19 protein-coding genes are annotated in these 21,727 nt (G+C 33.5%); 12 read left to right on the forward strand and 7 right to left on the reverse strand.

Features of this window, described 5'->3' with window-relative positions:
- The first annotated feature begins 157 nt into the window (after positions 1-157).
- Both AC4BC4_RS15665 and AC4BC4_RS15670 read left to right on the forward strand, forming a co-directional pair.
- Positions 158-439: a hypothetical protein gene (locus tag AC4BC4_RS15665; protein WP_490476318.1), complete on the forward strand. Its 282-nt coding sequence runs from the start codon at positions 158-160 to the stop codon at positions 437-439.
- A gap of 14 nt (positions 440-453) precedes the next feature.
- The gene (locus AC4BC4_RS15670; RefSeq protein WP_490476319.1) at positions 454-2,082 is read left to right on the forward strand and encodes a TPM domain-containing protein; all 1,629 of its coding nucleotides are present in this window, start codon (positions 454-456) and stop codon (positions 2,080-2,082) included.
- Positions 2,083-2,140: 58 nt separating this feature from the next.
- On the opposite strand, the gene AC4BC4_RS15675 is transcribed toward AC4BC4_RS15670, so the two are convergent.
- Positions 2,141-3,190 (reverse strand): bifunctional transcriptional activator/DNA repair enzyme AdaA, encoded by a 1,050-nt coding sequence (locus tag AC4BC4_RS15675; RefSeq protein ID WP_490476320.1) that lies wholly within the window; start codon positions 3,188-3,190, stop codon positions 2,141-2,143.
- 15 nt (positions 3,191-3,205) lie between these two features.
- Positions 3,206-4,033 (reverse strand): isocitrate lyase/PEP mutase family protein, encoded by an 828-nt coding sequence (locus AC4BC4_RS15680; RefSeq protein ID WP_490476321.1) that lies wholly within the window; start codon positions 4,031-4,033, stop codon positions 3,206-3,208.
- An 836-nt stretch (positions 4,034-4,869) separates the two neighbouring features.
- Between AC4BC4_RS15680 and AC4BC4_RS15685 the strand changes: the two genes are divergently transcribed.
- Positions 4,870-9,177, forward strand: coding sequence for an LPXTG cell wall anchor domain-containing protein (locus AC4BC4_RS15685; RefSeq protein ID WP_490476322.1), 4,308 nt, complete (start codon positions 4,870-4,872; stop codon positions 9,175-9,177).
- A 733-nt stretch (positions 9,178-9,910) separates the two neighbouring features.
- On the opposite strand, the gene AC4BC4_RS15690 is transcribed toward AC4BC4_RS15685, so the two are convergent.
- From AC4BC4_RS15690 to AC4BC4_RS15710, 5 genes are all read right to left on the reverse strand, one after another.
- Positions 9,911-10,675 carry a peptidoglycan amidohydrolase family protein gene (locus AC4BC4_RS15690; protein ID WP_490476323.1) on the reverse strand — a complete coding sequence of 255 codons (765 nt, stop codon included), beginning with the start codon at positions 10,673-10,675 and terminating at the stop codon, positions 9,911-9,913.
- A gap of 294 nt (positions 10,676-10,969) precedes the next feature.
- The gene (locus AC4BC4_RS15695) at positions 10,970-11,314 is read right to left on the reverse strand and encodes a hypothetical protein (RefSeq protein WP_438757802.1); all 345 of its coding nucleotides are present in this window, start codon (positions 11,312-11,314) and stop codon (positions 10,970-10,972) included.
- 554 nt (positions 11,315-11,868) lie between these two features.
- Positions 11,869-12,114: a hypothetical protein gene (locus tag AC4BC4_RS15700; RefSeq protein WP_490476324.1), complete on the reverse strand. Its 246-nt coding sequence runs from the start codon at positions 12,112-12,114 to the stop codon at positions 11,869-11,871.
- 14 nt (positions 12,115-12,128) lie between these two features.
- Positions 12,129-12,746: a hypothetical protein gene (locus AC4BC4_RS15705; RefSeq protein WP_490476325.1), complete on the reverse strand. Its 618-nt coding sequence runs from the start codon at positions 12,744-12,746 to the stop codon at positions 12,129-12,131.
- A gap of 119 nt (positions 12,747-12,865) precedes the next feature.
- Entirely contained in the window at positions 12,866-13,324 is a 459-nt protein-coding gene (locus AC4BC4_RS15710; protein WP_490476326.1) for a hypothetical protein, read from the reverse strand.
- A 1,554-nt stretch (positions 13,325-14,878) separates the two neighbouring features.
- On the opposite strand from AC4BC4_RS15710, the gene AC4BC4_RS15715 reads away from it, so the two are divergent.
- From AC4BC4_RS15715 to AC4BC4_RS15755, 9 genes are all read left to right on the forward strand, one after another.
- Positions 14,879-15,130 carry a hypothetical protein gene (locus AC4BC4_RS15715; RefSeq protein ID WP_490476327.1) on the forward strand — a complete coding sequence of 84 codons (252 nt, stop codon included), beginning with the start codon at positions 14,879-14,881 and terminating at the stop codon, positions 15,128-15,130.
- An 11-nt stretch (positions 15,131-15,141) separates the two neighbouring features.
- On the forward strand, positions 15,142-15,495 hold the full coding sequence (locus AC4BC4_RS15720) for a hypothetical protein (RefSeq protein ID WP_490476328.1): 354 nt from the start codon (positions 15,142-15,144) through the stop codon (positions 15,493-15,495).
- Positions 15,486-17,273 (forward strand): polymorphic toxin-type HINT domain-containing protein, encoded by a 1,788-nt coding sequence (locus AC4BC4_RS15725; protein WP_490476329.1) that lies wholly within the window; start codon positions 15,486-15,488, stop codon positions 17,271-17,273. Before AC4BC4_RS15720 ends, AC4BC4_RS15725 begins: the two co-directional genes overlap by 10 nt.
- 15 nt (positions 17,274-17,288) lie before the next feature.
- The gene (locus AC4BC4_RS15730) at positions 17,289-17,630 is read left to right on the forward strand and encodes a hypothetical protein (protein WP_086314430.1); all 342 of its coding nucleotides are present in this window, start codon (positions 17,289-17,291) and stop codon (positions 17,628-17,630) included.
- Positions 17,631-18,071: 441 nt separating this feature from the next.
- Entirely contained in the window at positions 18,072-18,788 is a 717-nt protein-coding gene (locus tag AC4BC4_RS15735; RefSeq protein ID WP_490476330.1) for a hypothetical protein, read from the forward strand.
- An 8-nt stretch (positions 18,789-18,796) separates the two neighbouring features.
- On the forward strand, positions 18,797-19,282 hold the full coding sequence (locus AC4BC4_RS15740) for a hypothetical protein (RefSeq protein ID WP_490476331.1): 486 nt from the start codon (positions 18,797-18,799) through the stop codon (positions 19,280-19,282).
- An 814-nt stretch (positions 19,283-20,096) separates the two neighbouring features.
- Positions 20,097-20,363 carry a hypothetical protein gene (locus AC4BC4_RS15745; RefSeq protein WP_490476332.1) on the forward strand — a complete coding sequence of 89 codons (267 nt, stop codon included), beginning with the start codon at positions 20,097-20,099 and terminating at the stop codon, positions 20,361-20,363.
- A gap of 152 nt (positions 20,364-20,515) precedes the next feature.
- Entirely contained in the window at positions 20,516-20,893 is a 378-nt protein-coding gene (locus AC4BC4_RS15750) for a tyrosine-type recombinase/integrase (protein ID WP_490476333.1), read from the forward strand.
- 93 nt (positions 20,894-20,986) lie between these two features.
- A complete protein-coding gene (locus AC4BC4_RS15755) occupies positions 20,987-21,688 on the forward strand; it encodes a site-specific integrase (RefSeq protein ID WP_490476334.1) in 702 nt (233 codons plus the stop codon).
- Positions 21,689-21,727 lie beyond the last annotated feature (39 nt).

A 21,727-nucleotide genomic window follows, 5' to 3' on the forward strand; every position in this document is an offset into this window, starting at 1 on the left:
TTAGAAGTTTATAGAATAATTAATTATTTAATATTGAGAGATTTAAATAAACAGATATATGTTACCAGGTTAGGTTTTATAGAAGAAGATCCTCAGTCCTTAGAAGTCCCTTTATTAGATTGGAAGTGAAGAATTGTTCTCAACGGTAAGTAATAAAATGAAATTTCGTAATCTAAAAAATATTGAATATCATTGTAAACAAGTTTTAGAATTAATTAAGATCAATCATACAAACGACAATTTAAACTATAGCTTAGCTAGAATTGAACGTTCCATAAACCATATTTTAGAACAAATCGACGGTGGTGAAACAATTACTAGTAATGTTAATCTCATGGATTTAACAAGACATTTTGTTGATGATACAGGGAATTATAGCGATCCTATATTAATAGAGCTCGAACATGTGCATCACAAAATAGAAAAGATAAATAAATGATCATAAGGAGCAAAATGAACTCAAATCACACACATAAAAAAAACACACACTTTACCAAAGCAAACCTTTCTAAAACAATCCTATTTCTCACTACCCTCTTCCTATTCACTCTCTCCACCCCACAAACCAGCTCAGCCGAAAGTTTCTTCGTCGACGATCAAGCTGGTCTATTAAGTGAGGAAACAAAACAAATGATCATCCAAGCAAACGAATTAGATTTCCAGCAACTACCTGGCAGCCCGCAATTTGTTTTAAAAACCATCAAGAAATTACCTAAAAACGAAACGCTCGAAACTTACGCAGATGAAACCTTTCAAACATTAGGCATCGGCGATAAGGACTTAGATAATGGCTTTCTATTTGTCATTGCAGTCTCTGACCGAAAATATCGTTTAGAAGTGGGGTATGGTGTAGAAGATGTGATCACAGATAGTATGAAGCGTGACATTGTGCCTACAAGCGTGGAACAATTGTTTCGTGAGGAAAAGTATGATCAAGGCTTGACTATCATCAGCCACAATATTATAACGATCGTGAATGAACGTTACGGCAATTACGAAGCAGCTAAAAATGAAGTTCAAGATCTGAAACAGGCAGATAACTCTTATGATGACGATCAATACCACTATGTAGAACCAAAAAAGAATATTTCGAACTATATTGGGAGCGCTTTTGCTTTTATCATGGATCATTTTGTCCTTTCGCTCCTTGTTGCTGTATCTCTGTTTATCGGCTTCCTTTCCTTTAGGAGTTTCTTAGAAAAACGGCTTTTGAAGATGCCTCTATTTGATTCTAGCCAAGAATTACAGGTACGTTGGCTCGGTAAAGTAGCGGTGAGAGAAAAAGCGATTATGTTTTATATTAAAGAAGTGCCTATTTGGGTATTGATTCTAGCCAATTTTGATAAATATAAAGCGTCACAACGCTACTTAGCTAAAATTTTATTTACAAGCGAGGTCATCGATTATGCAACACAACTTGGTAAATATCGTATGCATCATCTCACCCCAGCCAACAAGCTAACGTATTGTACCATGTGTTTAGAAATCAGCGAGCGTTACTATGAAGCGTATTTCCAATATTTAGGCGATTTCCTCACAGACCCACAGAAAATCAATCACGCAAAAGAACAACTACACTTACAACTGAAGCAATCAGATAATGACTACTTAGAAATTTTACAAAGAATCGTTCAAGCCAGAGTTGCTTTCATGGAAACGAGAAAGATTGTGCAAGTTTACGTCAAAAAGCATGTATCGAAATCATTTTACACAAAACAAAAAGAAAAATTATTAGTTTTACTTGTTTCCTATCATCTGTTAAAAGGCCAAGATACCAGTAAAGAAGATTTTTTAACAGAAGCAGGTAATTTTGAAAATGAATTGCCCAAAGCTTTTAAAAAAGGTGAGAAGGATTTTAAAAAAATCGAATCTGACTATTATCAAAAAGCGATCATGGATCTTGATAAATGTTTATTTCTTGGTACCATACCTGGCATGAATTTAGCAAATTATCAAACGCTACAGTATTTTAGTACGTCAAGCTACCGAAGTAGTGATTCTGGCGGATCTTCTAGTAGTGGTGGGAGTAGCTCCGGTGGCGGTGGTTCATCAGGCGGAGGCGGTTTTTCTGGCGGCTGGTAAATAGATGATCATAAAAAGCGATAGCTACAATTTAGACGTGGCTACCGCTTTTTTTTACTCACAAATCATATTCCTGTTCATGCTTCAACAGCCACTTCTTCCGCTCAACTCCGCCACCATATCCACCTATACTGCCATCCGTCTGGATCACCCGGTGACACGGGATAATGATCGCCAATTGATTCGCACCATTGGCATTCCCAACTGCTCGCATTCCGTTGGGATTTCCAATCGCTGCTGCCAATTCTTTATAAGAAGACGTTTCACCACGTTTGATTTCCGTCAACGCTTGCCACACATTTTTCTGAAAGTCAGAACCTAAGCATAGATAAGGTGTCTGAAATTTGTCCAGTTTCTTCTCAAAATACAACGCTAATTCCTCTTTGATCTGCTCATTGATCTTAGTCTTCCCTGGAACAATTGACACATTCATTCGATTTCGCAGACGCTCGATTTCTCTTTCCAACCCACGGCGATCAACAAATTCTAGTAAATATAGATAATCGTCATCCGCAATACTCATCATGGGTCCAAGTATCGTATCGATCCAATCTGCAGAGACTATTTTAATCTCTTTTGATTGTTTTGGATTTCTCCCCATGATTTTTGAAAAAGCATCATAGAATCCGCTGGAAGAGTCATAGCCCACATCCAACTGGGTATCAATTCGTTTTTCGCCATTCTTAATAGATTTTAAAGCCATACCCATCCTTCTTGAACGCGCATATTGAACAAATGTCATGCCATAGACTTTTTTAAATTGCCTTCTGGCTGTCATTGAGTGAATGCCTAATTCTGCGAAATCTTGGTCTTTCCAGCGCTTTTCTGGATTTTTTTCTACTAATTCCACCATTTGTTGAACCAACGGCGGTATTTCTCTTGGATAAGATAATGGCTTGCATCGTTTGCATGGCCTGTAACCAGATAAGAGCGCTTCTTCTGCTGTTTCATAAAAGGTACAGTTTTCGTATTTAGGTTTCCTTGCTGGACATGTTGCGTGGCAAAAAACACCCGTTGACTTGATACCAACAAAGAAAATTCCGTCATAGGTTGAATCTTTTGTCAATAAAGCTTGATAATACTGCTTCTTTTCCTTTTCACCGATCATCGGGCATTATCCTTTCTACTTTATTCTGAACAGTTCAATTTGATCCTGTTCCTCACGCTGAATCAGCTCATCTAGTAATGAGGTATAAAATGTATCTAAGTCGTTCTTTTCAGTTTCATTATAAAGCATATAAATCGATGGACCAAAGCTGATTCTTGAAATTCCTATATTTAGATAATCCGCAATTAAATCTTCTTTAATGTCTAGCATGATGTTTAGAGGGACTGTTGTTTCGGCTGTCATTCTCTTGATATGCTCTTTATTTTTTAATCCTGGTATAAAAATACCATCGATTCCTGTTTTTTCATAGGCGTTGATTCGTGTGATTGTTTGGTTCAGGAGCTGTTCATCTTGATTATTTTTAGCGATATCTCCGATAAAATACATATCCGTTCTAGCATTGATAAATAGCTCTTTTTTCATAGCACTACATGTTTGTTTGATACAAAGTAGTCGTTCTTTTTGCTCTTCTATGGAATAAAGTATTTCTGTATTTACTCTTTTATCTTCAATATTGATCCCAACAATACCGCTATTTATAAGTGCTTCAATGTTCTCTGACAGATTTATTAAATTCTTGGCATATCCTGATTCGATATCTGCGGTGACGTAGTTAGCAACTGTATCCATTTGTTCAATATAACCCAATAGTTCGTCAAAAGGCATATTTTCACCATCCTGATAACCGTAATGATCAGACATTGCGTAACTGCCAGTTGGAATCAACGTGATTTTTTTCTTTTTTAGTTCAATAGCGCTTGTAATAGCCCAAATATTTAGTAAGACGAGTGGTTTGTCTTTTTTATGTGCATTTTTGAATTGTGCTGTTTTAGTTTCGTTCATTGATCATCCATCCCTTCATATTGTCACTTTAGTCTACTGCTAATTTATAAAAGGTTCTTTCGAAAAATGAACATCAATTTTTTTATGTTGATATGCACTTCTATTATTTTTTATCTTTATCATCTATCGATTTACGAACAAGGGTTACTTCTCTCCCTTTGCACGCCTTGTATTGTTCATCATCTACTCTGGAAAAACCAGTCGTAATCCTTCCATTCTTAGTGCTTTAATGCGATCGTAACGAAGTGGCGTGATCCACTAGTAAGGAGACTTCTCTCCCTTTGGTCGCCAAGTATTGTTCATCATCTACTCTGGCGTAGCCAATCGTAGTGACTCACAACAAAGAACCCACTCTTTGGGGAAGAGTGGGAAAAGGAGTTAAAAAATGAAAAAGTGTTTTGTTAGGGTTGTTTGTTTGGTATGAGTATATAATAGCTCGAATTTGTGACTATTTTGTGTTTAAAATTTGGTTTATTTAGTATGATTGTTTGGTGAAAATCCGAATTTTTCGGAGTATTGTATTTTGCAATGTTTTTATATTCTATAATTGTAAAATACATAAGTTTCATTCATACCCTAGTAGAAAAATGTACTATAAATACTCTACTATTTTTTCTTAAAAGAGCGAATTTACCTATTCCTTAAAAACATCATTCCTATATTCAGCGTATATTTTATCCTTATTTATCAAAAAATTATAATTATAGTAAAAAATATGATAAATAAATTACTTAAACCTATTGTATAATTACATTTGTATATATATAAAAAACTTAAAGATTTTATATATGTACTATATAAACAGTATGATAAAAAAGGAAGGTACGTGTTTTTTTATGAATGATTCATGGAGAAAAGGTTCGTTTAAATTTTTGTTATATTCAAGCACACTTTTCATCTCAGGTGGTACTTCTGTACAAGGATTAGCTGCAACAGTCGGACTAGTCACTCAACCCCAATCAACTCAAACAGTCTTGGAAAAAGATTACATGACTTTATTAGAAGAATATACAACTGCAAAAAATGAATACGAGAAAACAGAAAAAAGCTACACTGTTGCATTGAACGACTATAATACATCGAAAAGTGAAGCAGATAAAACGTATAAAACGGCAGAAAAGCTCAAAACAGTTTTAGATGAATTAAAAGAAACCTACCAAACACAATTTGCAGCATTTCAAAAAGCCACTAAGAGCTATGAGGCAAGTAAGACTACATATGAAAAAAACAAGTCTGATTATGAAGCACATATCGATGAGTACAATACAGCCAAAGAAGCTTATGAAACAGAGCAAAATCTTTACGAAGAGTCCGAAGCAACATTTATTGACATGCAAACTAAGTATTTAAATGCGCAAACTGACTATGAAACATTAAATAAGGATGCAGAGAAAAAAAGAGAAGAATATGAAACTTTGCGTATTGCGTACGAAAATAAGCGTAAGATCTATGAAGATGCCGCGACAGCTTATAAAACAGTTCAAACAGCCTATAACAAAGCAAACGATAATTATACATCTCAATTGAAGGATTATAACGCACAAAAACTTTCTTACGAGGACCTACTTGAGACTTATACTACTAAAAAAGCGGAGTATGATTCAAAAGCAAAAAAATTCAATCTGGCGACTACATCATACAACAACTTAAAATCAGAACTAGAACTAGCAAAAGCTGATTACACTGAAATCAAAACAGAATATGATCAAGGACTCAAGGAATACAATTCTTTGTTAACTGAGTATAACGAAGAGAAAGAAAACTATCTCACTGAAAAAACGACGTATGAAAAGCGTCTATCAACATTACAAAAATCAATAAATGACTATGAAAACAAACTTACTGAGTACAATAAAATCAAAGACGAGTACCAAACAACTAAACAAACATACGAAGAAGCAAAAATAAACTACGATACCTTATCAAGTCAACTCAAAGAGTTAGCCAGTCAATATGAGACCGAACGCACGACCTACGAAACTGAAAAGACTGCTTTTGAGCAAAAAACAAAAACCTATGAAATAGACAAGAAAAACTATGACCAACAAAAATCTGACTATGATGCTAAACTTACAGCTTACGAAACGGATTTGAATACCTACAATGAAAAACGTATAGCTGCACAAAAAATTCTTGCCCAATATGAAGAAGGTACTGTTGAATACGCTACTGCTTTGGCTGCCTATACTGAAAATAATGATCGCTACAATGAAGTGAATAAAGAATACCAGCAAATGAAGGAAAAAGTAGATTCATTAACTGCTGAATTTGAAGAAGTCAACAAAGCATATGAAAAGGCAACAAGTGAGTATCAAGTAATTGCTACATCTTATCAAGCAATCAAGCTGAAATACGATTCTCTTGTAACACAATATGAGCAAGCCAAAAATAAGTATCAGCAATTAGAGAAAGAGTATCAAACAATTAGTGCCAGCTATACTCACGTAATGACTGTCTACACTGAAACAGAAAAAGCTTATAAAACAGCACTTAAAGAATCTGACGACATAAAAACGCAATTTGATCAGCTGACTTTGTCCTATAATACGCTATTAGCGAAGTTTACAGAGGGCTCAAACGTTTTTGAAGCAACCACAGAAAAATATACTGAAGCAAACAAAACATATGAAGATGTTACCCAAAAATATGAGCAAGCGCGCGACGAATATGATCGACTATTCCCTGAATACCAAACACTAAAGAATGAATTAACACAGTTAAAATCTGATCTTTTACTAGCAGAAACATCTTTCACCCATTTAGAAGAGTTATTAGCAACTACGCAAAAGCAATACACAGGTTTAAAAACACAATATACGGAAACAATGGAAAATTACAATGAGATAAAGAAACAATATGCTGATTTGGGCATAGACTATACAACTGCCAAAACAGCTTATACAAGTGCAGCAGAAGCTATCGAAAAAGCGAAAGATTCTTTTGTACTTCGCGAAAAAGAGTATACTGATTTAGCTGCTTACTATGTTGGTCTTAAAACGAAATATGAAGAAACACTGAAAACTTATGACGCTACAAAGATCACGTTGGGTGAAGTTGAGGTTGAGCACAAAGCACATGATGAGGAGTACCAAGCTGTTTTAACAGAGTATGAACAGTTAAACGACTCTTTTACAGAACTTCATAAAAACTACCTTGACATTGATACAGCATACAATAAAGCAAATGATGCGTGGGAAGCAGCCAATACTGCCTATAAAGTAGCAAATGGCAAACTTACTACACTTAAAGCTGACTATGATACAGCACTTGAACTCTTTAATGAACTACAGAGTCAGTATGACCTTGCGACAGAAAGTTTTACCACTGCTGCAAAACCTTATAAAGATGCTCTTTTAGCTTATGAGAAAGCTGTTACTGCTGAAGGAGTAATAAATGCTGCTATTACTAGTATGAGTCAAGTTCTTACGAATTTTCCAACAACTGAAATTACACAAGAAAACTTAACAAATATTCCTGATGTTTTAGCTACTTGGAAAGCTGAATATAGCAAATCAAAACAAGATTTGACGGCAGTTTTAACAGATTTTTGGCCAATCATTGAAGAATATCAAGCGAAAAATGTTATTTACAATGCTAGCTCAATTGCACCTGATAATAAATATGATCTTGTGTATGATCCAGAAAATTTTGAAGATAAACTATTAGACTTTATTGCCTATTCGGAAGAAATAATGCAAAAAAATGTTGATAAAGCAAATGCTTATCAACAATATTTTGAATCATATAATAACTATCAAAAAGCATTCGAAGACTATACTTCTGGCTGGCAAAAGAATAATGTTGGTGATCCTAACGATGACTATACCAACCTTTGGCAACCAATTATTAATTCGCTTAATACAGGAGATTTTACTCTTATATCTCCAGACTTCTCAAAAGAAAATCTACAAAAAATGACTACATTAGATGAATGGAATACATTTGTAGATGCTTATGAAAAGGCAATTTTAGAACAAGTAGAAAATTTCTCTAACTATGGAACTTATTTAGAAGGTGTTGCATCTGCATGGGCACAGGCGCAAGAAGATTTATCAAAAGCAATTGATACGTTTAATACTCAAACTGGTAGTAAGGTTGAATATTATTTTTGGGGTGATCCTATCCCAAATTCCGTTGAAAGTATGCGTAATCTCACCTCTAGTATTGCTACTGAGAATATCCGCAGTCTGAAAAATACGCCTCTAAGAGTAATACCAGGTTATCCAATATCAATCTATCAGTGGTTGACTACTCAATTCAGACAAAGCGGTGAGTATAGTGGTGTCATAACTGGGCAAGCAGCTGATATTATTCTTCCTGCTCCTGAGTTTACTATAGAACCTATCACCCCAGATTTAAATTTATTAGAACTTAAAAAAATCACTGCCCCAGATATTCCTACAGTTCCTGATATGCCTATAAAACCTGTGGAACCAATAGGGATTAGCGTGCCTAAAGAAGTTAAATCGGTAGAAGAACCAACAAATAAAGCTTTAGCACCAACTACAGCTTCAACAAAAGTAATTTTAGATATCACAGGTATCAATCTACCTGCTTTAACAATTGAGGTTCTATCAAAACCAACAGATTCCGTTGTAGAATTGGGTACTTCACAAGACGTGACCGATGTGACGCCAAATACAGAAGAAGCTGAGGGAAGCATTAAACCTGACGCTCCTGTTGAATTAAATGATTTAGAAGAAGTAACAGCTGTAGATCCTTTGGAACGGCCAAAAGAGTTAGAAAACGTGCCAAAAGTCGAAATACCCATTATTCCAGAAATCACGGCACCAGAAGCTGTGGATCCTATAGCACCAGCAGTAGAGCAACCGATCAACATCATCGCACCAATTGAACCAAATGCAGTAATAGCACCTGTAGCAAATAAGCTACCTGAAGCTTCTGTCCCACTAGTAGCTCCTAAGAAAAAGAAAGAAACCATTTTCCCTGTGACTGAAGGGACTAAAACAAATACAGTCATAGACCCATCAAGTAATAAACTTCCGAATACTCGTTCTGGAAGAAAATTACCTAACACAGGAACAGAAACTTCTCTAACAGGACAAGGAATGGGAGCCTTAATGACAGGAGCAGCTGGATCTCTTCTTTTCTGGAAGAGAAAAAAAGGAAAGCATAGTAAATAAGTTCTAGTTTTCTATTCAATACTTTAGAATCATTAGAATGACAAAAAGCCCCGAGAATCAATCAACCATTGCGAAGTTGATTGATTCTCGGGGCTTTTTTATTTTAAAGGACCTAGTTTCCGTAGTCCTAAAATGCCTTGAAAGTGGTGATATAGAAACGATATTTGGTAATTCAAATTCAGGATGATGTACGTTTGGCCTTTTTTTAGTTACTATTTATTTCTACTATTTTTTAGACGTAAGCTTTTGGCGGTTCACTTGTAAGGGGACTTCTCTCCCTTTGCACGCCTTGTATTGTTCATCATCTACTCTGGAAAAACCAGTCGTAATCCTTCCATTCTTAGTGCTTTAATGTGATCGTAACGAAGTGGCGTGATCCACTAGTAAAGAGACTTCTCTCCCTCTGGTCGCCAAGTATTGTTCATCATCTACTCTGGCGTAGCCAATCGTAGTGATTCACAACAAAGAACCCACTCTTTGGGGAAGAGTGGGAAAAGGAGTTAAAAAATGAAAAAGTGTTTTGTTAGGGTTGTTTGTTTGGTATAAATATATAATAACTCGAATTTGTGACTTTTTTGTGTTGAAATTTCGGTTTATTTATTACGATTGTTTGGTAAATATCTGAATTTCTTTTAGTTTTTCATAATATTCAGCGGAATTAATCGATTCATTTGTTCTTCTCAATAAAGTTCATTTCTACATTTATTTATTATCGTATTTTACGTTACATCTGTTAATTAAAAAATCCTTTGCCCCAAGTTGTATCTGTACGGCCATCATCCGGTCCTACAGCAACAAAACGTCGATTTCCTCCGAAATCTTTATAACTGATCCAAACATATCCATTACTGTGTGTGTAGTAATCATACTGAATACTCATTTTTGGTAAATAGTAGTCAAGAGCTGGGCTGATTGTATCATTTGGATCAGTGTCTCCACTTACTGCTAATTGCCTATCGGGATAAAAAATACCTGACATCGGAATTAATTCAGATTGTGTCTTTTGTGGCACTGGTTTCGGTTTTGGGGTAATTGGTTGTGGTTTTAACGGATCATTTTCATTTTTCCCATAGCGGTAAATTGTTACGGATGGATACCCATTTATTGCCCAAATTGTATCATGATCGTTTTTCGTAATCCCATTGTATCCATAATTACAATGGATGATTGTATCTTGATCATCGATAAAAATTCCAGTGTGGCCTGCTGCACCACCAGAAGATCCACGATTTCCCCAAATAAAAATATCTCCTTTTTTTGCAGGATAATGACCTGCTGCATCTGCTTTTATCTGAGTCCATCCTGATTTTTCAAGGTGTGAAAAAAGCGTATCTGTATTCCCCATTGTTCCAACTGGCAAAAAATTTCCATTAATTAGAGCAAAGTATACGGCGCTAGAACAATCATAACTATTTGGGCCTAAGCGAGCATTCATAGAATACGTAATTTTCCCTTGTCTATCTGACATCCATTGAATCATTTTTTCAATTTTCTCCATTTTGTTCCACTCCTTATTATCTTTTTTGATAAACGATCTATGACTAAATTTTACGCTTTATATTTCTCCGATTCCTTTTTATTTTCTGTTATAAGTCTCCCAAAATTATTCCGTCATAAAAAATAGATGTAGCAATACACTTTCAAACGTGCATTTCTACATCTATTTTTAAATGTTTCACATGAAACAAACGTATCCTGATTTATAGCCATGTTCCCATTAAGTACCAGACTACAAGAATGAAGATACTTCTAACAATTTTTAGATCATCCACGCACAATTAGATTATTTATCTCACATAATTGTCCCAGCTATTTGTTGAACTTTTTGAACTATCTCTTCATTCTCCATCCAATCATCTGATTGGATCCATTTGTAGATAAGCTTCATTTTCTTGGATGTCTCAGGGTCTTTAGTGATTTCTATCTCTGATTCAAACAGTTGATAAGACAAAGTACTAATAAGCTCTACATCCAATTTCTTTTGTATTTTAAGGATATGATTCAGTGTAGGATTCCACTTTTTACTTGCAGCTAATTTATCTTTTTCATTCACTAAGTCTGCCCAATTTAGTTCTTTTTTGATTCTTATTTCATCTATTGCTTCCCAAAATTCTTCAATTGTTTTGATTTTATACATTGTTTTATCCTTTCGTTTTATTTTGACCAGTGTGTCTATTTCAATTGTTCATAAGAACGTCCGTTTTTTTACCTGTATTCATCTTACGGTAAATTTATCGCTTGAGACTTTTGTTTTACTGTCATTATTCTCCCCAATGTGACTATATTCTTGTCATTTTATTAATGAATTATGGGTTTGAAAGATGTTGGTTTTATATTGAACAGCGTGTAAATATTGGTACATAAGTAGTCTAAAGTTGATTTTCGCCATTTTTTCTTGTTCGATATAGTCGGAATTTTGATTTTCATATATTTTCAAACAGATCAATTTTTTAAAAAAATGTAGTCAAAAAAGAGCTTGAGACACCTTAATAGCTCATCAACTAGAAAACTTGCTACATCTTTAATGGATGTGCAAGTCTTTTTTTGTTAAAAAAAGCAACAACTCCCTCTAGATTTTATCTAAAGTTTGTTGTTGCTTTTCAAATACTTCTGTTACTTTTTTTCCAAACTGACCTTTAACAGCTTTCTCTACTATTTGAGAGGAAGAAGATAATGCCTGTTTAGCACTTTTTATAGCTGTTTTTTTGCCTTTGATAGCTCCTCGTGATAGTCATTTTCTACTTGCATAATTGCCTGTTTTGCCTGATTGAAAGGTTCGCTATCTACAGCTGATTGTTGAACAATTCGGGAAATATCTGACAACGTTTCTGGTATCAATTGTTCTCCTTTTCGTTGCGTATTTTTTAGAATATCTTCATCCTCTTCTAACATACGGCGTTTTAGCTGATAATCTGCTGTAATCTGTTCCTCTTTCATCTATTAGCTCCTTTTTAAGGCTTTAATTGTTGTGCTAATTGTTGATCTGTTTGAACCATTTCGTCGATTTTACTTTTGATTCTTTTCGCTAACGATTCAAATTTTTCATCCATCGTTTTTGCCTTATTGATTTTTTTTTGAAAAAATTCTGTTGGTTCGCCTACTATTCGTTGTTCAGTAGCACCTGCTGTTGCTAAACTGTCTCTCATATCATTATCAGATAGTACTTCTATTTGAGAACGTGCTTCCCTTAATGTTTCTTGCCAGATAGTTTCTGCTTCTGTAATAGCATTTTGATACACTTTTATGGCATTAGCCATCGCATTTTGATAAGTAGCTCGGCCTGTATTAACTGCTAGTAATGCCTGTTGGTCATCTAAATAAATTCTCTCATTCTTTGATAGTCCGCCCCCACTAGCTTTTAGTTTGACTTTTAGTTGATCTAACATCGTCAATTGAGCTAAAAATCCATGCATCAGAAAATGACTGGCTTGTATCATGGCACCTTCAGAATTGCCCAAATTATCCGGAATTTTTAAATTCCCTGTCTTTTCATCAAATTCCCAACTAGTTAATTTGTGACTATTGCCATCTACCCATACAATCGTTCCAAAATCATCACTATTTCCCATTTAGAATTGAAATCGTTCCATTTCGTCACATCATCATTTTTTTGACGGTAATTTAAAAATAAATGATGATTTTCTTTCATAAATTTTTCTTCCGCTGGTGTTAAGGAACGATATTGAAATCAGCCGCTACAAACTGTTGTTGGTATGTTAAAGTGAGCGCCAACTTTTAACATATAAACTGATTGGGAATAGCCAGATAATTGATTAATCGTCCAAGTGGGATTATTGTCAATAAGATCACCTACATACTGTAAAGCAACATCTGCTTGAGGAGAACCGTTCGGAGACATTGCTTTTACAGCTGTTTTAAAGTCTTCACTATCACTAGGGTACGTTCCAGCAGCAACGACTGTGACTTGCTCATAGTCTGGAGTACCATTCACTATGGGAGCTACTGCCATGCCTTGAAATCCGTAATCTCCATCTTTAACTGAAAGTACTTTGAATTTTCCCTCTCCTGGACTCCTTACAATGTTGCGTTCATTCTTCACCAATTGATTATCTTCTTTATCTGTATATTTAATTTTATTTCCATTTTCTTTATAATCAGAATCAACTTTATAAACTTCTTGATTCAACCATCTTAATGCTTTTTCTGGTACTATTTATTAAAAACTCCTTTCCTCGATTCCTACTATCCACCAGTTTTTTTTCAATTCTTCACCTCTGTTTCGTTGTTCTAACTTTCACTAGCTTTCAAAATACTGATCTAACAATATTTATCATTTAATTTTTCTAATAGTGTCTATTATTAAATTTCATAGAGATTCATTATTTTCTTCTTCAAAATATTCAAGCAACACTAGTTCCACTATCAATTGCCATACAGTTACTCCTTTATTTCATTTGATAATCTATTCATTTTTAAAAAAACTTTTTGTTAATTATATTTAACCACTAAAAATCACACCATTGCAACAGGCTGTTTTTTCCTTTTTCGGAATTCTTTTTTCAATTTTAAGATTATTTTATCTATGTTTAAAAAAAAGAGAAATTAAGCATTTTGCTAAACTTCCCTGATAACTATTTACAAATAATCATCCTTTTAATATCCCTATAGGAAAATCATTCTTATCTATCTTTATAATAGTAAATTAAAATTTTTGCCTCTTCTATCGCCTCTAAGGTCTGTTTATCACCCACAAATTTTTTTCAAGTACACAAAAAAACCTAGAGAAAATTTCCTCTAGGAATCATAATAATCGACTTGATTCTTTGAATTTTCTTCACCAATATTAGTTGATAAAGCGCCCTTAAAACTCCAATAAAAATAATGAAAAAAGTAAAAAAGCATTTTCCAGATATGAAAATAATCAATGCTCATGATTTTCATAAAACGAATTTTTTTTACTTTTTTAAAGTGGTGCTGGTATTAAAAAGATTTCACAAAGATTAGGACAGGTATCTATATTAAAGTCACTTAAGCTAAACAAAATGAGACTGCTAAAAAACTTTGCTAAATACATGTCTTTTTAATTTTACGATTTTGTGTAATCAGTTACTTTTTATTTGTTTAGCGATCACAATAGAATAGTGATATCAAGCCTTTTCTTTATTAACTTTCGCTATCTTGCCTTGTTTAATATAGTCGATTAATATTATTTCATTATATAGAAGTATTGAAAAATTACAAAACATTCAGAAGCTAATAGATAAGTTTCAGACTCTCGTAGAGCAAAGCAAACAATTTCAAAAAAAACACCTAAATACCAAAGAGTACAAAGAATTGCTGAGGTTGATTAGAAAGTTGAAAGTGTTAAAAGATGAGTGCTTGTAGCAATGTATCATCGGCTGAGTAAAAGAACACCTAAAGGATGAACCTATTAAATGATATCTTTTAGCTGTTTTATTTTTGGTAGCACAACAAATTAATGCGTTGATTAATATAAAGCAATCAAAATAAATTTAGAAGCTATTTAATACAAGCAAATGTGAGTTTAGGAGATTAATAAAGAACTGTAGTATAAACAATTAAACTGATAATTCTAATATAATCTACAAACAGAGTAAAATTATCAATTATCTTAAGAAAAATGAATGAAATAAGTAAAAAAATTTCCCAACGAATGTCAGATATCTTGATTATATGGTAAAATTAATTTGAACTACGCTCAAGATTAAGGAGGGAACGCATGGTGAATATTGCTTCAGATATTGGAGCTGCCACTAGAGCAACCACAGGAATTAAAGCTGTATCCGTGAATAAAGGAACTCACGTTTCTCTAGGTAAAAGCAATATCAGTAGTATGAAAAAAGGAACTGAAGTGACAAATCAATTACTATCTGATTTATCGCAGTTAATTGATTGTGTGAAAGAGCAGAGTCAAAAATTTCCAAAGATAGCTGAAATTATGGCAATTGAAGATAGTAAGATCAAGTTTTAAGGAGTTGTACCATGGATAAGAGTGAACAAGAACGAGCAACGTATAATCGTTTAATCATCGAGAAAGAAAACAGCGTTGATGACTTAAAAAATGACCAACGAAAAATAGAAGACAGTTTGCAACAGTTGCAAGATGATTTACAGAGAGGGTATCGCACACTTAGCATGCTAAATGATGAAGCGTTTCGTGAAAACCCAGAAAGCCTGCGATTACAAAGAAAAAACGAAGAACAAGAGCACTTGTTTAAACGTCAATTAAGCGAAGCTGTGGAAGAACTCTCTGAAAGTTATACGAAACAAAGAAAAATTCTCGATGATGAAACCGAAGAGCTCTATAGAAAAAGAGGTGAAATTCCTTGGGATTAATTTATTCTAGCTCGGACTCAGCACAATTAATCAGTGCATTAAAAAAGAATCTCCAAAGTGGGAAAGAGGCTTCTCAACAACTAAAAGCAGGCAGTCAAAAAGTGATTGCTGCAGTAGATGGCAAAACACTCTCTGGTGCTGCTTATACCGCAGGAAAAGGTCTCTTTAGTGACTTAGTTTTACCGACTATTAGTAAAGTAACATCCGCGATGGATCGTATTGAGCAAGAGCTACAAACATACACGAGCGCTGATCAGAACATATCAAGTGAAGGAATGTTAGATGAAGATAAACTGAACCAACAAATTACCACTAAAAAAGCAATGAAAGCGTCCGTTGATGCTTCTGCCGCAGCAGCTAAGGCATTGTCAAGAAGTAATCCTGTTGCGAAAATCTTAGATGCTTTACTAAATGTTCAAAACAATCTAAATCGTATGTCGAATACGTTCGAGGATGATATCCGAGAATTACAAAAGAAGGTAGAAAAACTACATCAGTTTTCTTCACAGACTAATGGTCTTTTTGCCAATAGCTTAAATGATATGAAGATTGCCATGCAGGGTGTTATGGTACTGAATAATACAGTTGTTAATCGTGACGGGACGTATCAACTGCCAAAAGGAACAGATAAGAGTTGGTTTAATCAATTAAAAGAAAAGGATCTCAATGAGGATAGACAGCCAGATGTAGGCGATCGAGAATACAGATTAATTGATTTAGGGTATGGTAAAATGTGGCTGTGGGTGAAAAAAGGAAAGACTTCCGCTACAGCCGCAGATATTGATGTAACTCTTGCCTATAATAAATGGCTTAGTCGAATGATTGATAAATATGGCTTAAGTTTCATTCAAGGCGATCGCCAAAAAGGTGTGGATGAATTATTCTATGAGCAAAATGCGACCCTGATAAAAGAATTAGCTACGGGGATTGATAGTGTAACAGGGAAGAAACTGACTCAAGCGGAAATGCTTGGAAAAGCTTCCTTGTTAGCGAATAGCATGATTACGATCGGTGTGATGGTCAAAGGCGTAGTTAATGTAGGGAAAACGCAAAATGTTAAACCTAGAAATACTAACAAGAAAGCCAGTGGAGCTAAGTGTTTTGTTTCTGGAACGCTTATTTTAACAGAACATGGGCACAAACCAATTGAATCTATTCAAATAGGTGAAAAAGTTTTGGCAAACCATGAAAATTCTCATGTTCAGACTTATGAAAAAGTTGTTCAAATATTTGTTAGTGAAACTAGCAAACTTGTTAGAATTACGGTTGACAATGAAATGATTGAAACAACGGAAGAGCATCCGTTTTATTTGCCAAATAAAGGCTGGATAAAAGCTAAAGAATTAACATGTAATGATGATTTGATTGATCGTTTTGGAAACACTTTGTCAATCACTGGCATTCACATTATAAGCTTAAATAAACCTGTTAAGGTATATAATTTTGAAGTAGAGAATGCTCATACTTATTTTGTTTCTAATTTGAGTATATTAGTTCATAACATATGTGATGATGCTCTAAATAAATGGCATAAGGGGACTTTTGCTGATTCGGAAGCCTCTTTGACAAAGCATTTTGAGAAGCATGGAGCAGAAGTTAAAGCTAACTCTCTTGAGCAATATTTGAATAAAGCGGAAGATTTTAGTCGTAAACTAAAAGGCGCACGAACAAAAAAAATAGATTATCCTACACCTAATGTAGTAAGATATTACAAAAATGGGAAATACATTGATATTCATAAGCCGACAGGAAAAATAATATCATTTGGAAAACAATAAAAGGAGAATAAAGTTATGTGGAAAAATTTATCTTTAAAAAATGTTTCAAAAATCGAGCGATGTGTTGGTGAATATAATATATGGATGGTAGGAATTCTTCCATATGGTAAAATGAAAGTGAAAATTTATGAAGATAATTCAGGTACTTTCTCTGGTTATACAGATATTAATATAAAATTGAGATCTGATGATAATTATCCAGAATCTGCTGTTGGTTTTGGTAAAACTCAGCAGGAAGCGTTGAGTGAAACGATAAAGAATTTTAATGAGCTTTTAGAAAGAGAATATCCAGAAGAACAGTTTCCAGAAGGCTTATCAGGAGATTATATTGAATATACAGAACCATCAGATTTCTAGCGACATAAAAATAAAAAGGGCACTTTACTATCTGATTGGCGTCGGATAGTAAAGCCTTGATAGTAAGTGGACACTCACTAATCAAGTTGCCAATAGCTAACAGAAGCTAGCTGTATTTATTGTACAAAAATTCAAGAGACTTTTCTAGTCTTTTCGAATGTTTATTTGAAGTATAATCAGCTAATTGTAGACTATTGAAACGGTATTAGTGAGGAAACAATCACTGATACCGTTTTTTGTGTATCAAAAAATTAAAGGAGTGAAAAAAATGATTTAAACAGAAAACAATCAACCAATCAAAGAAATTAGTCACCAAGATATTTACACACTTTATGATATTTGGGAACAATTGAAAAAAATCTAAATGAGGACAAAAAACCGGATGTAAGTGATCGAGAATACAGATTAATTGATTTAGGGTATGGTAAAATGTGGATGTAGGTGAAAAAAGGAAAGACTTCCGCCACAGCCGCAGATATTGATGTAACCTTAGCCTATAATAAATGGCTTAGTCGAATGATTGATAAATACGGCTTAAGTTTCATTCAAGGCGATCGCCAAAAAGGTGTAGATGAATTATTCTATGAGCAAAATGCGACCCTGATAAAAGGATTAGCTACTGGGATTGATAGCGTGACAGGGAAGAAATTAACTCAAGCGGAAATGCTTGGAAAAGCTTCCTTGTTAGCGAATAGCATGATTACAATCGGTGTGATGGTCAAAGGCGTAGTTAATGTAGGGAAAACGCAAAATGTTAAACCTAGAAATACTAATAAGAAAGCCAGTGGGTCTGATGTTCCGAAACCGAATGTGGGAGTTGTTCAGTCAAGAATTAATGTAGCAGAAAATCCAACGAGATTTAGTCCATCAAAAAATGCTGGAATGAAACATGTTAGAGATAGGCATTTTAACCCATCAAAAAATGCTGGACAGTTTACTATTCCTGAAACAGATTTGAAGAATATTCTACAGTCAAAACCTGTTATAAATACACCTGTGAAACAAATAGAGTCTGGGGGATTTGAAAGGATAGTAGATGTAGGAAGAAATGTTGGAACAGTTAAACCTAGCTTAGGTGGAGAACCTACTACATGGATAAAAATTATAACGGATAAAGCAGGTAATATAATTACAACTTATCCTATACCAAAACCATAGGAGGATATATGGAAGAAGAAATTTTAAGAATTTATAACAATTTTTCTATTAATAATCTAGATACTTTTTTTGATGAATTGATAAGCTATGTTAATAAATATGATTCAATCTTTTTAAAATATACTTCTTTAGAATATTTAGATGCAATTAAAAAATTGGATTCAAAAAATTTAATTTTAGGACACTCGGATGACAATTTTGAGATTGCAATACCATTCTATATGAATCAAATTAACAAAGGTTTAAATAAAGAAGAACTATCTAATCAAGTTGCTTCGCTTATTTGGGATTTAAGTGCATATATGACAGATGAGGAATGCCCCAGTTGTCATGATAGTAACTTGCGTTTAACCATAACAGCTAGTAAAACAAGTCAAATTATTAAATTTTGTGATGAATGCTTATACACTGGTATTAATGGTAAGCATGTTGATATTGAAGATGATTTAATTCCAGCATCAAAAAGTATAGTTAAATCATATTTAAAGGATTAATAAATAAAAAAGGCACTCTACTACTCGACGGGAATCGAGAAAATAGAGCCTTGAATAGTAAGTCCAAGCTCACTAATCAAGTTGCCAATAGCTAACAGAAAGCTAGCTGTATTTATTGTACAAAAATTCAAAGAACTTTTCTAGTTTTTTTGACCGTTTCTTAAGTGTACAATCATTTCAACTAGAAAATGTAAAAGTTATTGAAACGGTATTAGTGAGGAAACAACCACTGATACCGTTTTTTCGTATATCAAAAAATTGAAGGAGTGAAAAAATAATTCAAATAGAAAATAAGCAACCAATTAAAGAAATTAGTCACCAAGATATTTATGCGCTTTATGATGTATGGGAACAATCGCAATCATGGTAAGAAGTGTTGCCTGTGTTGGAAAAATACTTTGAAAATGAGAACAGACCAGTAAACAATTTCTAATAGTTTTAGAATGGTTCCCACTAAGAACTCGGTAGACAATGTGATTAATCTGATCTCATAACAACAGAAAGGAAAGTATATACAAATAAAATATAACTTCTAATTACAAAATCTGGTTAAAAAAATAAAAACACTCAAAATGAATGGTATACAACACTTATGAATATTCATTTCACAAACATATACCGTCAAAATAAAAAATTTTTTCAAGCTAAAACACCTTTGTTACAAGGTTTAAACTACCTAAATGCAAAAAGAATGCTTTCTTTTATGATTTTTTGTATTGCAACCGTTTTCTCCATGTTATCATATTTTTACAAATTTGGTTCGAAAAAATTTAAAAAAATTATTACTATAACATACAAAAGGAGGAACAAAACTATGTTTAGTTCAGAATTTGAACAAAAACTGTTTAATTACATTAAACAAGTGCATATGGACATGCTACGAAGAGCCGAAATTCAAGCTAATAATTTACCAGAATTTATTAAACAAAAAAATGTCGAAAATTATTATGATGGAATAAGTATCAATACATTGCATAAGTATGAACAACACGGTTTAAAAAGATGCAAACCGATAGAAGATGGCAGTGTCTATTATCAGAAAAAAGAATTAGAACGTTTTATGCTTAACAATATAGAATAAAAAAAACAATTCATAAACAAGGTAGATTTAGAGATGTGAAGCTATAACAAAGATTGATTAATGTTTAAAACATAGTTACTATAGTTATAGTTTTCTCTCTAGTGAATCATTACCATCTACGTCAAACTAAACTAGAGAAGGGATACAGAGATATGGCAACTATTAAACAATATAAAAAAAAGGATGGCTCTGTACGTTGGATGTTTCAAGCTTATTTAGGTATTGATCCAACGACTAGAAAGTCCCTAAAGACTACTAGAAGAGACTTCAAAACGAAAAAAGAGGCTAAAAAAGTTCTCAATAAAATTCTCAATGAATTTGAAACAAAAAAGTATAATGATTCTTCTACTAATATTAAAACATTTAAGCAGCTTTACGAAATTTGGTTTCATCAACATTCATTAGACATTAAAGCTACCACCCAACAACGAATTAGAATACATTTTGATAATCACATACTTCCTAAATTTGGTGAACTTTCAATAAATTCTATTGAACCATTATATTGCCAAAGAGTATTAAACAAATAGGCTTCGCAACTTGCTACTTACAAGCAATTACGAACCTATGTAAACATGGTATTCAAATATGGCATACTTATTGGTGTTGTTAAGGATAATCCTATGATAAGAACTGTTACACCTAAATCAAGATTGAAGATCCACAAAAATGAAGCCGAGAGCTTTTACACAAAAGACGAATTAAAAAAATTTTTTGACTGCCTAGAAAGGTTAGAAGACAAACGAACTTTTACTTTCTTTAGAGTATTAGCATTCTTAGGCTTAAGAAAAGGTGAAGCTATGGCTTTACAATGGAAAGACATTGATTTCAAAAATCAAGTAATCTCTATTGATAAAACGCTTGTGGAGTTACAGAGCGGCAAACTACTTGTGCAGTCTACAAAGACTGATTCATCTAATCGAACAATTAGAATAGACGATCGTACAGCATCTATCTTAAAAGAATGGAAAAACAACATCCTCCAACGTAAACTCTCTCTGGGCATTAGAAATGATAATTTTGAAGACAATGTAGTCTTTAGCCAATCGGTACTTTATAGAGAAAAACAATATCTTGGAAAATCTTACCCCAATCATGTAATGGCAAAAGTACAGAAACACTTTCCAGATATGAAAATAATAAAAGTACATGATTTTAGAAAAACAAATGCATCTTTACTATTTGAGAGTGGAGCAAGTATAAAAGATGTGGCACAAATTTTAGGTCATAAATCTACAAAAACAACAACTGATATTTATGTTAAAGTCACACCTACTAAACAAACTGAGACTGTTGCTAATTTCTCAAAATATATGGCTTTTTAAACAAATGGCATTCAATATAGCATTCAATGAGTTCTAAAT

Source organism: Enterococcus sp. AMC1086 (genome assembly GCF_058216575.1).